At 58.0% G+C, this 13,654-nt stretch carries 14 protein-coding genes; 6 read left to right on the forward strand and 8 right to left on the reverse strand.

Annotated features, from left to right (window positions below; genetic code table 11):
- Positions 1-26: 26 nt before the first annotated feature.
- Positions 27-614: a Yip1 family protein gene (locus tag NB069_RS14880; RefSeq protein WP_250584754.1), complete on the reverse strand. Its 588-nt coding sequence runs from the start codon at positions 612-614 to the stop codon at positions 27-29.
- Positions 615-764: 150 nt separating this feature from the next.
- On the opposite strand from NB069_RS14880, the gene NB069_RS14885 reads away from it, so the two are divergent.
- Positions 765-1,031, forward strand: a complete 267-nt coding sequence (locus tag NB069_RS14885; RefSeq protein ID WP_250584756.1) for a hypothetical protein — start codon at positions 765-767, stop codon at positions 1,029-1,031.
- A 24-nt stretch (positions 1,032-1,055) separates the two neighbouring features.
- The gene (locus NB069_RS14890; protein ID WP_250584759.1) at positions 1,056-1,616 is read left to right on the forward strand and encodes a DedA family protein; all 561 of its coding nucleotides are present in this window, start codon (positions 1,056-1,058) and stop codon (positions 1,614-1,616) included.
- A gap of 3 nt (positions 1,617-1,619) precedes the next feature.
- Here NB069_RS14890 and NB069_RS14895 read toward each other — a convergent pair whose 3' ends face one another.
- From NB069_RS14895 to dusC, 6 genes are all read right to left on the reverse strand, one after another.
- The gene (locus NB069_RS14895; RefSeq protein ID WP_250584761.1) at positions 1,620-2,393 is read right to left on the reverse strand and encodes an SDR family oxidoreductase; all 774 of its coding nucleotides are present in this window, start codon (positions 2,391-2,393) and stop codon (positions 1,620-1,622) included.
- A 52-nt stretch (positions 2,394-2,445) separates the two neighbouring features.
- Positions 2,446-3,864, reverse strand: coding sequence for a multidrug resistance outer membrane protein MdtQ (mdtQ, locus tag NB069_RS14900; RefSeq protein WP_250584763.1), 1,419 nt, complete (start codon positions 3,862-3,864; stop codon positions 2,446-2,448).
- 143 nt (positions 3,865-4,007) lie between these two features.
- Positions 4,008-5,402, reverse strand: coding sequence for a glycoside hydrolase family 1 protein (locus NB069_RS14905; RefSeq protein WP_250584765.1), 1,395 nt, complete (start codon positions 5,400-5,402; stop codon positions 4,008-4,010).
- 12 nt (positions 5,403-5,414) lie between these two features.
- Positions 5,415-7,274 (reverse strand): PTS beta-glucoside transporter subunit IIABC, encoded by a 1,860-nt coding sequence (gene bglF, locus NB069_RS14910; RefSeq protein ID WP_250584767.1) that lies wholly within the window; start codon positions 7,272-7,274, stop codon positions 5,415-5,417.
- Between the two features lie 135 nt (positions 7,275-7,409).
- The gene (gene bglG / locus NB069_RS14915) at positions 7,410-8,243 is read right to left on the reverse strand and encodes a transcriptional antiterminator BglG (protein ID WP_250584769.1); all 834 of its coding nucleotides are present in this window, start codon (positions 8,241-8,243) and stop codon (positions 7,410-7,412) included.
- A gap of 153 nt (positions 8,244-8,396) precedes the next feature.
- Positions 8,397-9,329 carry a tRNA dihydrouridine(16) synthase DusC gene (gene dusC / locus NB069_RS14920; RefSeq protein ID WP_250584772.1) on the reverse strand — a complete coding sequence of 311 codons (933 nt, stop codon included), beginning with the start codon at positions 9,327-9,329 and terminating at the stop codon, positions 8,397-8,399.
- Positions 9,330-9,562: 233 nt separating this feature from the next.
- Here dusC and NB069_RS14925 point away from each other — a divergent pair, with 233 nt between their 5' ends.
- From NB069_RS14925 to sanA, 4 genes are all read left to right on the forward strand, one after another.
- Positions 9,563-9,961, forward strand: a complete 399-nt coding sequence (locus tag NB069_RS14925) for a CidA/LrgA family protein (protein WP_250584773.1) — start codon at positions 9,563-9,565, stop codon at positions 9,959-9,961.
- Complete coding sequence (locus NB069_RS14930) at positions 9,958-10,653, forward strand: CidB/LrgB family autolysis modulator (protein ID WP_250584775.1); 696 nt, start codon at positions 9,958-9,960, stop codon at positions 10,651-10,653. The genes NB069_RS14925 and NB069_RS14930 overlap by 4 nt, the downstream gene beginning before the upstream one ends.
- Positions 10,654-10,781: 128 nt before the next feature.
- On the forward strand, positions 10,782-11,666 hold the full coding sequence (cdd, locus tag NB069_RS14935) for a cytidine deaminase (protein WP_250584777.1): 885 nt from the start codon (positions 10,782-10,784) through the stop codon (positions 11,664-11,666).
- A 128-nt stretch (positions 11,667-11,794) separates the two neighbouring features.
- Entirely contained in the window at positions 11,795-12,508 is a 714-nt protein-coding gene (sanA, locus tag NB069_RS14940; RefSeq protein WP_250584779.1) for an outer membrane permeability protein SanA, read from the forward strand.
- A gap of 126 nt (positions 12,509-12,634) precedes the next feature.
- On the opposite strand, the gene mglC is transcribed toward sanA, so the two are convergent.
- Complete coding sequence (mglC, locus tag NB069_RS14945) at positions 12,635-13,645, reverse strand: galactose/methyl galactoside ABC transporter permease MglC (RefSeq protein WP_039031063.1); 1,011 nt, start codon at positions 13,643-13,645, stop codon at positions 12,635-12,637.
- Positions 13,646-13,654: the final 9 nt, after the last annotated feature.

Consider the following 13,654-nt stretch of genomic DNA (forward strand, 5'->3'; position numbering starts at 1 on the left):
GCATTTGCGCCAGCAATGCATTCAGCTCAGAAGAGACGATATCCATAACCCCAAAGAATAACTGTTAGCGCCAGTAACACTTCCAGCAGCAGCACGCCAATGGCGAGGGTTGAACCAGAGAAGCTTCGCCCCTCTTCTTTGTTGATCTTCAGGAAGGTAGGAATACCGATATACAGCAGATAACCGGTATAAAACAGCGCCAGCGTACCGACCAGCGCGCATAGCCATACAATGGGATAGAGCGCCACGATCCCGCTTAAAAACAGCGGTGTGGCCACGTATCCGGCAAATACCATGCAGTGGGTCAGCGAAGGCCGCTGCGGATATTTACGCGCCATCCAGTAAATCACCCGCCCCATTGCCGCTACCCCTGCCAGCATCAGGGCGTAAAACGCTACGGCCAGCGCCAGGCCGGTGGTCCACGACAGTTTTACGATATTCCCGTCGTCAAAATCCCAGCCGATTTGCGTGGTACCAATAAATGCGCAAATCACCGGTACGGCGGCCATCAGCAGCACATGGTGGGTATAGTGATGACTGACCGTTTCGTTTTCGCTTCTGATGACGTGCATTTCACGATCGGGATGGGAAAAGAGTCCCCAGACATGGTTCATAACGCCCCCTTGTTGTCGGCCCGCTAGCGATAACTCAAGTATAATGCAGGCCTGAGATTATTTTTTATACAGTATAAAAATGCAGCGGTGGGTTCAGCGCTCTGATATATTAAGTCCTGCTAAACAGCACCTTACGGCAGAGGATCTCTGATGGCGAAATTCATTTTTTTCAAAAAGGGGCATAACGTCGCTGCATTGGATAAATCCGACGTGCAGGGCGCCAGGATGTTGACTGAACAGGGGTATATCGAGCAGTTTGAAGAGATTACCGCCCCGGACGGCCAGCGCGCGCTGGCGCGTTTTGACGATATTAAAAAAGAAGAAGAGACGGCGTTACATGCCTGGGCGACAGGTGCCGTCTTTTTTGGGCTTATTGTCCCCGGTATAGGTTTAATCAGCTGGTTGTTATTACGTTAACGTTTCCTGCGCTACGCTTAACGTATGGATATTAATACTCTCATTGCACAGTATGGCTATGCCGCGCTGGTTATCGGCAGCATAGCGGAAGGCGAAACCATCACCCTGCTGGGTGGCGTGGCGGCGCATCAGGGACTGCTCCGCTTTCCCCTGGTGGTGGCCGCAGTGGCGCTGGGCGGCATGATTGGCGACCAGCTCCTCTACTTAACTGGCGTGCGGTTTGGTCCGACAATCCTGCGACGCTTTTCCCGCCATCAGAAGAAAATCGACCGCGCCCAGCAGCTGATCCAGCGTCACCCCTATCTTTTCGTCATCGGCACCCGCTTTATGTACGGCTTTCGCATCATCGGCCCGCTGCTGATCGGTGCCAGCCGCCTGCCGCCGAAAATCTTCCTGCCGCTGAACATTGTCGGGGCCATCGTCTGGGCGCTGATCTTCACCACCCTGGGCTATGTGGGCGGGGAAGTGCTGGAACCCTGGCTGCACGCGCTGGACCAGCACCTGCGCCACTGGATCTGGCTTATTGTGGTGCTGGTGCTGGTCTTCGCGGTGCGCTGGTGGCTGAAACGCCGGGATCGCAGCTAAATATTACTGCTCCGGCTTAAACTGCGGATTGCCCAGCATAAAGCCGCCATCGACGATAAACGACTGTCCGGTGGCGTAGCTGGCGTCGGTGTCACACAGCCAGGCGACCAGGCTGGCGATCTCTCTGGTATGCCCCGGCCTTGCCAGGGGAATATTTGGCATGGAGCCGGGCTCCACTTCACTGTCGTCCATGTTGTTCATCGGCGTGGCAATCGCCCCCGGCGCTACGGCGTTGACCAGAATATTGTGATGCACCAGCTCCATCGCCATCGATTTGGTCAGGCCGCCCAGCGCGTGTTTGGCTGAGGTGTAGGCGCTGGCTTCCGGCAGCGGGGTATGCTCATGCACCGAGGTAATGTTGACGATACGCCCGCCCTCCCCCTGCTTCACCATCTGCCGGGCGGCAATCTGTGAGCAGAGAAACGCCCCGTCCACGTCGACGCTAAAGATCGAACGCCACTGGTCATACTCCATATCGAGAAACGCCGCTTTGGTCATCGCCCCGGCGTTATTGACCAGCACGTCGAGGCGGCCGAAACGGGCAATCAGCGTCTCGATGGCTTTCGCGCCATCCGGCAGCTGGCTGAGATCAAGCTGGATAGCCTCTGCCCGCTGCCCGCGCGCCTCGATCTCACGACAGGTTTTCATCGCCCCTTCTTCGTCCGAGTGCCAGGTCACGCCAATATCAAACCCACGCTCCGCCAGCATCAGCGCCGTGGTTTTGCCGATCCCCGAATCCGATGCCGTCACAATTGCCACACGATTGGTTGAACCCATACTCACCTCCGAGAAAGAACACAAAGAGATAAGTATAGTTACTTCTCATTCTCTACCCGTGGTGATAGCCGCCGCCCAGAGCAGAGGTGAGTTGCAGGGTGGCATCAACGTATTGCCCCTGCAGCGTCAGCCCGGCCACCTGCTCCTGCAGGGCGGGGATTCTGGCCTCGCTGACGCGCGAGCCGGCGATAATCCCGGCGTTAAAACGCGCCTGCGCCAGGGCCACTACGCGGGCGGCATCGGCTTCCACGCGCTGCTGATGCCTGTTTTTCGCCATCAGCGTTTCAACCTCGCTGGCGCTGCGGGTCACCTGATTGACCGCCTCCACCACCGCTTTGTTGTAGTTCGCGATCGACAGATTGCTTTGCGCCTGGGCGATATCCAGGTTGGCATTCAGGCGTCCGCTGTCGAAAATCGGCAGGGTCAGACCAGCGGTGACCCCCATCTGCTGCGCCGAGGAGCGGAACAGATCGCTCAGGTGCAGGGCGTCCTGTTGCAGAAAGGCCATTAAATTTACATCGGGATAGAACGCCGCTTTCGCCGCATCCACGTCGCGCAGGGAAGCCTCGATATACCAGTGCGCCTCCTGCAGATCCGGCCGCCGGGCCAGTAATTCATAGCCCAGGGTGGAAGGCAGGTGGCTCTCCACCGCAGGCAAGGCATGGGGAGTGAGCTGCACCGCCGGCGAGTTCGTCAGCGCCGCCAGCCGGGCCTCAATGGCTTTAATCTTGCCGTTGACTTCCGCCAGCCGCTCATCGGTTTTACTGGCGTTGATGTCGGTTTCCACCCCTTCCACGGAAGAGGTAATGCCATGCTGATACAGCTCGCGGTCGGTGCCGATGATGGCAAGCTGCTCCTGCCTGATGGCGGTTAATACATGCCCGATGGCCGCCTCGGTCTGCCACTCCCAGTACAGGCGCGCCACGCTGGTGGCAAGCAGCTGGCGGGTTTGTTGCAGCTCCGCCTGTTGCGCGTTGACCTTACCGATGCGGGATTCAACCCGGGCGCGGTTTTTGCCCCACAGATCCAGATCCCATCCGGCGGTTAAGCCAAAGGTGCCGTTGGTATACCAGGGGCCGGTGGTTCCGGCCGCCGGATCGGTTATCGCAAAGGGCCCCATCAACCCTTCGGCAGACATTTTTTGTCGCTCTGCATCGGCTGAAAAATCGACTTGCGGGCCATCGGCGGCTGTCGCCATTCTGGCCTGCGCTTCAGCCAGGGCAATGCGCTGACGGGCAATGTCCATATCGGGCGCATCGGCCAGGGCTTTGGTAATCAGGTGAGTTAATTCTGGATCCTGAAACGCTTCCCACCAGCTGTTTTTTGGCCACTGACCGGCAGTAAGCCCGGTGTCGATTTTCGCGGCGGGGATCTGTTGATGTAGCGACGCCGCCGTATCGTGGCCGGGCGCACAGGCAACCAGAAAAAGAGAGAGAGGCAGGCAGCAAAAATAAAAAGTCGAAGGTTTCATAACGTTATTCACCCAAAAAAGAAGGCTGCAAAATACGCCCGCTTCGTCTCCTTTGTTTAGGAATGGGTGGCAATCAACAATTTGTCATACCTTTACATATCCGGTAAAGGCGCCCGACAGGAGGTCAGACGCCTTCGCACTCATTACGCTTTCAGCGAGGCGCCACGGGTCGCAATCACCTCCTGATACCACCAGAAGCTCTTCTTACGGCTGCGCGCCAGCGTGCCCGCCCCACTGTCGTCACGATCGACATAGATAAACCCGTAGCGTTTGGAAAGCTCCGCTTTTGACGCGCTCACCAGATCGATCGGCCCCCAGCTGGTATAGCCCATCACCGCCACGCCGTCCTCAATGGCTTCACGCACCTGCACCAGGTGGTCGTTCAGGTAGCGGATGCGGTAATCATCCTGCACCACGCCGTCGGCATCCGGTTTGTCTTTGGCACCCAGACCGTTCTCCACAATAAACAGCGGCTTCTGATACCGATCCCAGAGCACGTTCAGCAGAGTACGCAGGCCAACCGGGTCGATCTGCCAGCCCCACTCAGAGCTGGCCAGATGCGGGTTCGGCACCATGCTCAGAATATTGCCGCGCGCCTGCTGGTTCAGCGCTTCATCGGTGGTCACGCAGCCGGTCATGTAATAGCTGAAAGAGATAAAGTCGACGGTCGATTTAAGCGCCTCGCGATCGGCGTCGGTGATGTCGAGCTCAATGCCGTTATCGCGGAAGAAACGCAGCATATAGCCCGGGTAGGCTCCGCGGCACTGCACGTCGCCGAAGAACTGCCAGGCACGGTTTTCCTGCAACGCTTCCAGCACATCGTCCGGCTTGCAGGTCAGGGGATAGACCAGACCGCCGAGCAGCATATTGCCGATTTTCGCCTCCGGGATGATCTCGTGGCAGGCCTTCACCGCCCGCGCGCTCGCCACCAGCTGATGGTGGATCGCCTGATACACCTCCGCCCTGCTGCTGGTTTCCGGCAGGCCGACGCCGGTCATCGGCGCGTGCAGGGACATGTTGATCTCGTTGAAGGTGAGCCACAGCTTCACCTTATGCTGATAGCGGGTGAAGACGGTGCGGGCATAGCGCTCGAAGAAGCCAATCACCTGGCGGCTGCCCCAGCCGCCGTACTCTTTTACCAGCCCCCACGGCATCTCGTAGTGCGACAGCGTCACCAGCGGCGTGATGTGGTGTGCCGCCAGCTCGTCAAACAGCTTATCGTAGAAGGCCAGTCCGGCTTCATTGGGCTGCTGCTCGTCGCCGTTCGGGAAAATACGCGTCCAGGCGATGGAGACGCGAAGACAGCTGAAGCCCATTTCGGCGAACAGTTGAATGTCCTCAGGGTAACGATGATAAAAATCGATGGCCACATCCTTGATGCCGCTGTCCCCCGCCACGCGCTCCACCACCGGGCCAAAGACCCCCTGAGGCTGAACGTCAGAGGTGGAGAGACCTTTGCCATCGGCCAGGTAAGCGCCTTCGACCTGATTCGCGGCAACCGCGCCGCCCCATAAGAAATCATCCGGGAACGTTTTCATTCTCTTCTCCTGTTATTGATGGCTGACGCAGAGTAGCGGCGTACCGGCCTGGACAGCGGTCGCCGCCAGGGTCACGATAGCGCCGTAGTCGTCGCTGTTACTGATAATGATGGGTGTCGCCAGATCGTATCCGGCATCGATGATCGCCTGGCGATCGAACTCCAGCAGCAGATCCCCCGGCTGCACTTTGTCTCCCACCTTCACGTGGGCGGTAAACGGCTTGCCGTCGAGCTTCACGGTGTCGATCCCGACGTGGATCAGCACTTCGATGCCGCTGTCGCTCAGCAGGCCGATGGCATGTCTGGTGGCAAACAGCGAAGCAACCTCCCCGGCAAAGGGGGCGATGACCTTGTTGTCAGAAGGAATAATCGCCACGCCCTGGCCGAGCAGACCGCTGGCAAAGGTGGCATCCGGCACCTGATCCAGCGCCAGAACGCTACCGCTCATCGGTGACAGGACATCGTTTTCACCCAGGGCGGCGGCAACCGGCGTCGCGCCCGCCGCGCTACCCGGCATACCGGCGACCAGCGTCATAGCACAGCTCAGCCCCAGCGCGACCAGCGTGCCAATAATTCCGCCCCACAGGGTGGCATCGATGCCGCCCGGCGGGATCATCTGCGCAAAGGTGAAGATATTGCCAAAGCCAAAGGAGTAAACGTGGGTGTCGCTGAAGCCGACAATCGCCCCGCCAACCGCCCCGGCTATACAGCCAAAGATAAAGGGGCGTCGCAGCGGCAGGTTGACGCCATAGACCGCAGGCTCGGTGACGCCAAAGATGCCCGCCGTTACCGAGGAGCCCGCCAGCATTTTTAACCGCATATCGCGGGTGCGCAGGAATACGCCGAGCGCGGCACCCACCTGGCCGTATACTGCCGGCAGCAGCATCGGCAGCATAGAGTCATGCCCCAGCACCGCGATGTTATTGATCATCAGCGGGACCAGCCCCCAGTGCAGGCCGAAAATCACGCACACCTGCCAGACGGCACCCATCGCCGCCCCCGCCAGCCACGGCGCCAGAACGTAGATCCACTGGTAGCCGTTGGCCAGCATCTGGCTAAGCCAGGTAGCGACCGGGCCAATCACCAGGAAGGTGAGCGGCACCGTCAGGCCTAAGCAGAGCAGCGGCGTGAAGAAGTTTTTCATTGCCGACGGCAGGCGCCTGTTGCCCTGTTTCTCCAGCCAGCAGCTGACCCAGGCCGCAAGAATAATCGGGATCACTGAGGTGCTGTAGTTAAACCAGATCAGCGGGATACCGAGGAAAACATCCGCCGCCGCCCCCGCCTGCTGGCTGGCATCAAAGGCCTGAATCATGGTCGGGTGGACCAGCGCTCCGCCAATCACCATCGTGATAAACGGGTTACCGCCAAACTTTTTCCCGGCGGTATAGCCCAGCACCAGCGGGAAGAAGAAGAACAGCGCATCGCTGGCGGCAAACCAGATTTTGTAGGTGCCGCTGTCGGTGGAAAGCCAGCCGCAGACCACCGCCAGCGCCAGCAGACCTTTCAGGATCCCCGAGGCGGCCAGGACGCCGATAAACGGTGTAAAAATGCCCGAAACAATGTCGATTAAACGCCCCAGCAGGTTATCTTTCTCCCCACTGTCCTCCGCCACCGGCGTCTCATCGCTGAGACCTGCTTCGCTGCACACCGCCTGCCAGACGTCATGGACGTGGTTGCCGATAACCACCTGAAACTGGCCGCCGCTCTCCACCACCATGATGACGCCGGGGTTTTGCTTCAGCCCTTCGGCATCTGCCCGCAGGGGGTCTTTCAGTTTGAAACGCAGCCGGGTCGCGCAATGCACCAGGCTGATAATGTTCTCTTTGCCCCCCACGTGGCAGAGAATGTCCTTCGCCAGTGTTTGATATTCCATTTCCTGTTCCTCTTCACTGCCCGCAGGCAGGATGTGACTGAGTCGTAAAAATAAAAAAACCCGAGAACGGCCCCCTTTCGGGAGCCGCGCTCAGGTTTTGCCTGCGTTATGCAGTAACAATCCAGTTGTGGGAACTTAACGTCCCTCTTTTCTCACGCGCTCAATGTGAATGGTGAGAAACATAATCTCTTCGGTGGTCAGCTCGCGCTGATAGCTCATTTGCAGATGCCGGGCAATTTTCTCGGCACAGTTCCACGCTTTCGCGTAGTTGTCCTTTACCGCCGTATGCAGCGATGCGTCGTCATCGGCCACCACGGTGCGGGTCAGCATCCGCTGGGCAAAAAACTTCAGATGGGTGACGAAGCGCTGATAGCTTAGCGACTCTTCATCATACTCCAGCTGCAGGCTGTACTTCACCAGCTGCAGAATCTCCTGCATCACGCGGGTAACGTGCATCACCTCCGGCATCTCGCTGTGCAGCTGGGCGGTGACCAGATGCAGCGCGATAAATCCGGCTTCATCTTCATCCAGCTTTACGTCCAGCCGCTTCGCGATAATGGCCCGCGCCTCCTGGCCCAGCGCAAACTCTTTCGGGTAGAGCCGCTTTATCTCCCACAGCAGGACGTTTTTGATCGCCAGGCCCTTTTTCTGCCGCTCAATGGCAAAGTAGCAGTGATCGGTTAAGGTGATGTACAGACTCTCCTGTAGCTTACCCAGCCGCTGCGTTGCCAGCCCGATAATGCGGTCGCAGGTGGTCATCACCTCAAGCGGGATCTGGCTGAGTAACTCCCCCAGCCGGCGCACCAGCTCATCGCTTTGCAGGGCAAACACTTTTTCGATGTTCGCTGTGGGCACCCTGTCACCGATGCGTTTCTGAAAGGCCAGCCCGCGGCCCATCACCACCTGTTCACGCCCCTGTTCATCCAGAACAACCACCACATTATTGTTCAGTATTTTGGCGATTTTCATTCCGAGCCCCAGAAACAAAAAAACCTGACCTCCGGCAGATGCCAGAAATCAGGTTTTGCCTGCCGCAGCAGTAACAATCCAGTTCACGCACTTTAACAGTTTCGTTCGGAGCCACAATGCGCCCCGCTAAAAAACGTGACGCAGATCGAAGTGTTACTTCGCCTGAATAACCCGGGCAATATCCGCGGAGGTTTGCAGGGTACGGATCTCCTGGAACAGATCCAGGGCCTCATCGTACTCTTTGCGCAGGTAGCTCAGCCACTGTTTGATGCGCGCCACATGATACAGGCCGGTGTCGCCCTGCTTTTCGAGACGGGAGTATTTCTTCAATAGCGTAACGACGTCCGGCCACGGCATACGCGGCTCGTCGTATTTAATCACCCGGCTGAGGTTCGGCACGTTAAGCGCCCCGCGCCCGATCATAATGGCATCGCAGCCGGTTGCGGCCATGCAGGCCAGCGCGCTCTCGCGATCCCAGATTTCGCCGTTCGCCACCACCGGGATGGCCAGCCGTTTGCGGATCTCGCCGATGGCCTGCCAGTTTATGCGCTCAGCTTTGTAGCCATCCTCTTTGGTGCGCCCGTGCACCACCAGCTCGGTAGCGCCCGCCTGCTGGACCGCATCGGCAATTTCAAACTGGCGGTCGCCGCTGTCCCAGCCGAGGCGCACCTTCACCGTCACCGGCAGATGCGAAGGCACCGCCTCGCGCATCGCTTTGGCCCCACGGTAGATAAGCTCGGGATCTTTTAGCAGCGTGGCCCCGCCGCCGCTGCCGTTCACCATTTTCGACGGACAGCCGCAGTTGAGATCAACCCCCCAGGAGCCCAGCTCGACGGCACGGGCGGCGTTTTCCGCCAGCCACTCTGGATATTGCCCCAGCAGCTGTACCCGCACCAGGGTGCCGGAGGCGGTGCGGCTCTGGCGATGCAGCTCCGGGCAGAGTCTGTAAAACGATTTTACCGGCAACAACATATCCACCACCCGAAGAAACTCGGTGATGCAGAGATCATAATCGTTAACGTCGGTCAGCAGCTCGCGCACCAGCGAATCGAGCACGCCTTCCATCGGTGCCAGTAATACACGCATATCAGTACCCGTAAAAAAAGACGCGCTATGGTATCTGCTCTGTGTAACGGTGGAAAGCCCTGATTCGGGGCTGGCGGAAGCAGGCTGATTTATAATGTTTTTACCCCTATTCCCGGGGGAATGCCCAGGGTTCCCAATGGGAATGTCTGGTATGCTCAAAAGTCATGATGTGATCCGTAGCACGTTTCGGGTTTTAATTGTATGATGAATGCGTTTCATCAAGGGCTTTCACCATGAATAAATCTCTGATAGTCGTCTGGCAATACCTGCGCGCGTTCGTCCTGATCTACGCCTGCCTGTACGCAGGTATTTTTCTCGCCTCCCTTCTGCCGATCACCATTCCCGGCAGCATTATTGGCATGCTGATTCTGTTTGTGCTGCTTGCGCTGCAAATTCTCCCGGCAAACTGGGTTAAGCCCGGCTGCTCGGTGCTGATCCGCTATATGGCGCTGCTGTTCGTCCCCATCGGCGTGGGGGTGATGCAGTATTACGATCTGCTGAGCGCGCAGTTTGGTCCGATATTCGTCTCCTGCACCATCAGTACCCTGGTGGTATTTTTGGTGGTCAGCTGGAGCACGCATCTCGCGCATGGGGAACGTAAAGTGGTTGGGCAGAAAGGACAGAAAAAATGATGGCGAATATCTGGTGGTCCCTGCCGCTGACCCTCGCGGTATTCTTCGCCGCCCGCAAGCTGGCGGTGCGCCTGAAGTTCCCCCTTCTCAACCCGCTGCTGGTGGCGATGGTGGTGATCATTCCTTTCCTGCTGGTGACCGGCATCCCCTACGCGCACTATTTCCAGGGCAGCAAAGTCCTTAACGACCTGCTCCAGCCTGCGGTGGTGGCGCTGGCGTTTCCGCTGTATGAACAGCTGCACCAGATCCGTGCCCGGTGGAAATCCATTATCACCATCTGTCTGGTCGGTAGCGTGGTGGCGATGATCACCGGCACGTCGGTGGCGCTGCTGATGGGCGCAACGCCGGAAATTGCGGCCTCCATTTTACCCAAATCCGTCACCACCCCGATCGCGATGGCGGTGGGCGGCAGCCTCGGCGGCATTCCGGCGATCAGCGCCGTATGCGTGATTTATGTCGGTATTCTGGGAGCGGTATTAGGCCATACGCTGCTGAATGCCATGCGCATTCGCACTAAATCAGCCCGCGGTCTGGCGATGGGTACCGCCTCGCATGCCCTCGGCACCGCCCGCTGCGCGGAGCTGGACTATCAGGAAGGGGCATTCAGTTCTCTGGCGCTGGTGATCTGCGGAATTTTAACCTCGCTGATCGCGCCGTTCCTGTTCCCGATTATTCTGGCGGTAGTGGGCTAAAATTTGCGACGCGTCGCGCATTTTTCATTTGAGTTTCATAAGTTGCACACATAATGAGATCTAAGTCACATATAAAGCCCCAACGGCTCCGTACACTACTGATCCATTAACCTTTATGAGGCAACGCCATGCATCCACGTTTTCATTCCGCTTTCGCTCAGCTTGCAGAGAATTTGCAGTCAGCCCTGGCCCCGGTTCTGGCGGATGCACACTTCCCCGCCCTGCTGACGGCTGAACAGGTCGCCGGGCTGAAACGTGCCACGGATCTGGATGATGACGCGCTGGCCTTTGCGCTTCTGCCCCTGGCGGCCGCCTGCGCCCGTGCCGACCTTTCTCATTTCAACGTTGGCGCCATCGCGCGCGGCGTGAGCGGCACCTGGTACTTCGGCGGCAATATGGAATTTCTCGGTGCCACCATGCAGCAGACCGTTCACGCCGAGCAGAGCGCCATCAGCCACGCCTGGCTGCGCGGTGAAAAATCCCTGCAGGCAATCACCGTCAATTACACCCCGTGCGGTCACTGCCGTCAGTTTATGAACGAGCTCAACAGTGGTTTAGAGCTGCGTATCAACCTGCCGGGTCGCGCCCCGCATACGCTGGCGGACTACCTGCCGGATGCGTTCGGACCAAAAGATCTTGAGATTAAGTCGCTGCTGATGGATGAGCAGGACCATGGTTACGCCGTAAGCGGAGACGAACTGGCCCGGGCCGCCATTCTTGCCGCCAATAAGGCACACACGCCGTACAGCAACGCGCCAAGCGGCGTGGCGCTGGAGTGCCGTGACGGGCGATTCTTTACCGGCAGCTATGCCGAAAATGCCGCCTTCAACCCGACGCTGCCGCCGTTGCAGGGTGCGCTAAACCTCCTCAGCCTTAACGGTTACGACTATCCGGATATTCAGCGCGCCATTCTGGCGGAAAAGGCCGATGCGCCGCTGATCCAGTGGGATGCTACCGCAGCCACGCTGCGCGCCCTGGGGTGCACCAGCATCGATCGCGTATTGCTGGCGTAAGTCTCTGATGCGGGCAGCAATGCCCGCACAACTGATGAAATTCCCCCCAATTAAACCGCCGTTTCTTGCGCTTACCAGACGGGTAAAGTAGCCTGAGTGAAATTTCACCTTTGGTAAGAGTCATCTGTATGTTAAAGCGCGTGTTTTACAGCCTGGTTGTCCTGATCGGCATCGTGCTGTTGACTGCGCTGGGCCTCGACCGCTGGATGAGCTGGAAAACGGCCCCTTATATCTTTGATGACCTTCAGGATCTGCCCTACCGTCAGGTCGGCGTGGTGCTCGGTACCGCCAAGTATTACCGCACCGGGGTGATCAATCAGTATTACCGTTACCGCATCCAGGGGGCGCTCAACGCGTATAACAGCGGCAAGGTTAATTATCTGCTGCTGAGCGGGGACAACGCACTCCAGAGCTATAACGAGCCGGTCACCATGCGTAAGGATTTGATTGCCGCAGGCGTTGACCCGGCCGATATCGTGCTCGACTATGCGGGTTTCAGAACCCTCGATTCCATTGTCCGCACGCGTAAGGTGTTTGATACCAACGATTTCATCATCATTACCCAGCGTTTCCACTGCGAACGGGCGCTGTTTATTGCCCTGCATATGGGCATCCAGGCGCAGTGTTATGCCGTTCCGTCACCCAAAGACATGCTCACGGTCCGGGTGCGCGAATTTGGCGCTCGTCTGGGGGCGCTGGCGGATCTTTATCTCTTCAAACGTGAACCACGGTTCCTGGGCCCGCTGGTGCCGATCCCGACAATGACGGAAGTCCCGGCCGATGCCCAGGGTTATCCGGCGATAACGCCTGACCAGCTTCTTGAGATGCAGAAGAAGAAATAACCCCCGCCGGGTGGAGGCTTCGCCTTACCCGGCCTATAACATCTGCCGTACCGTAGGCCCGTGCAAGCGCAGCGCCGCCGGGCACAAAAAAACCCGCACAAGGCGGGTTTTTTGTGAACCTTAATCTTACTTCTTACGCGCGTACTTCAGTGAGTCCAGCGCCACGGCGAAGATAATGATCGCGCCTTTGATGATGTACTGCCAGTACGGGTTCACGCCGATATAGGTCAGACCGTAGTTGATCACGGTGAAGATGATCACACCGGTTACCACACCCAGCACGGTACCCACACCACCGCTGAACGACACGCCACCTACCACGCACGCGGCGATGGCATCCAGTTCATACATAAAGCCGAGGTTGTTAGTGGCGGAACCGATACGACCCGCTTCCAGCAGACCACCGAACGCGTAGAACACGCCGGACAGGGCATAGATAACCAGCAGGTTCAGGGCAACGTTAACCCCGGAGACTTTTGCCGCTTCCGGGTTACCACCGATGGCGAAGATGTTCTTACCGAAGCGGGTTTTGTTCCACAGGATCCAGACGAACGCCACCGCAATCAGCGCGTAGAAGGTGATGTACGACAGGCGGAAACTGCCCATCGCGATAAAGCCCTGCGTAAAGGTCGAGAAACCGCTATCGAAACCGGAAATCGGTGATGCGCCCACGAAGTCGTAGTACAGGGAGTTAATACCGTAAACGATGATCATCGTGCCCAGAGTGGTGATAAACGGCGTGACGTTCAGGTACGCGATGATGATGCCGTTGATCAGGCCGATGATAGCGCCAATGGCGCAGACAATCAGGATCACCAGGAAGATTGGCATGGTTGCCATCTCCGGGAACACCTTGTTGGCGTTTTCCATCGACTGCAGGAGCGTAGCCGCAACAACCGCCGCCAGACCAACCTGACGCCCGGCTGACAGGTCAGTACCCTGGGTGACAATCAGACCCGCCACGCCCAGGGCAATAATAATACGCACCGAAGACTGGGTCAGAATGTTACTTAAGTTCAGCAGACTTAAGAATGTTGGATCCTGGAAAATAATAATGGCCAGCAAGACTAAAAGAACAACGTAAATACCGCCTTCTTTCAGATAAGTAAGAAAACTTTTCTTATTTAACGCACTCATGAGGAGCCC

The organism is Leclercia adecarboxylata, assembly GCF_023639785.1.
Taxonomy (GTDB): domain Bacteria; phylum Pseudomonadota; class Gammaproteobacteria; order Enterobacterales; family Enterobacteriaceae; genus Enterobacter; species Enterobacter adecarboxylatus_D.

Bases quoted from the DNA above. Each gene is read 5' to 3' on its own strand.
- NB069_RS14880 (WP_250584754.1), bottom strand. From the start codon at position 614: ATGAACCATGTCTGGGGACTCTTTTCCCATCCCGATCGTGAAATGCAC.
- NB069_RS14885 (WP_250584756.1), top strand. From the start codon at position 765: ATGGCGAAATTCATTTTTTTCAAAAAGGGGCATAACGTCGCTGCATTG.
- NB069_RS14890 (WP_250584759.1), top strand. From the start codon at position 1,056: ATGGATATTAATACTCTCATTGCACAGTATGGCTATGCCGCGCTGGTT.
- NB069_RS14895 (WP_250584761.1), bottom strand. From the start codon at position 2,393: ATGGGTTCAACCAATCGTGTGGCAATTGTGACGGCATCGGATTCGGGG.
- mdtQ (WP_250584763.1), bottom strand. From the start codon at position 3,864: ATGAAACCTTCGACTTTTTATTTTTGCTGCCTGCCTCTCTCTCTTTTT.
- NB069_RS14905 (WP_250584765.1), bottom strand. From the start codon at position 5,402: ATGAAAACGTTCCCGGATGATTTCTTATGGGGCGGCGCGGTTGCCGCG.
- bglF (WP_250584767.1), bottom strand. From the start codon at position 7,274: ATGGAATATCAAACACTGGCGAAGGACATTCTCTGCCACGTGGGGGGC.
- bglG (WP_250584769.1), bottom strand. From the start codon at position 8,243: ATGAAAATCGCCAAAATACTGAACAATAATGTGGTGGTTGTTCTGGAT.
- dusC (WP_250584772.1), bottom strand. From the start codon at position 9,329: ATGCGTGTATTACTGGCACCGATGGAAGGCGTGCTCGATTCGCTGGTG.
- NB069_RS14925 (WP_250584773.1), top strand. From the start codon at position 9,563: ATGAATAAATCTCTGATAGTCGTCTGGCAATACCTGCGCGCGTTCGTC.
- NB069_RS14930 (WP_250584775.1), top strand. From the start codon at position 9,958: ATGATGGCGAATATCTGGTGGTCCCTGCCGCTGACCCTCGCGGTATTC.
- cdd (WP_250584777.1), top strand. From the start codon at position 10,782: ATGCATCCACGTTTTCATTCCGCTTTCGCTCAGCTTGCAGAGAATTTG.
- sanA (WP_250584779.1), top strand. From the start codon at position 11,795: ATGTTAAAGCGCGTGTTTTACAGCCTGGTTGTCCTGATCGGCATCGTG.
- mglC (WP_039031063.1), bottom strand. From the start codon at position 13,645: ATGAGTGCGTTAAATAAGAAAAGTTTTCTTACTTATCTGAAAGAAGGC.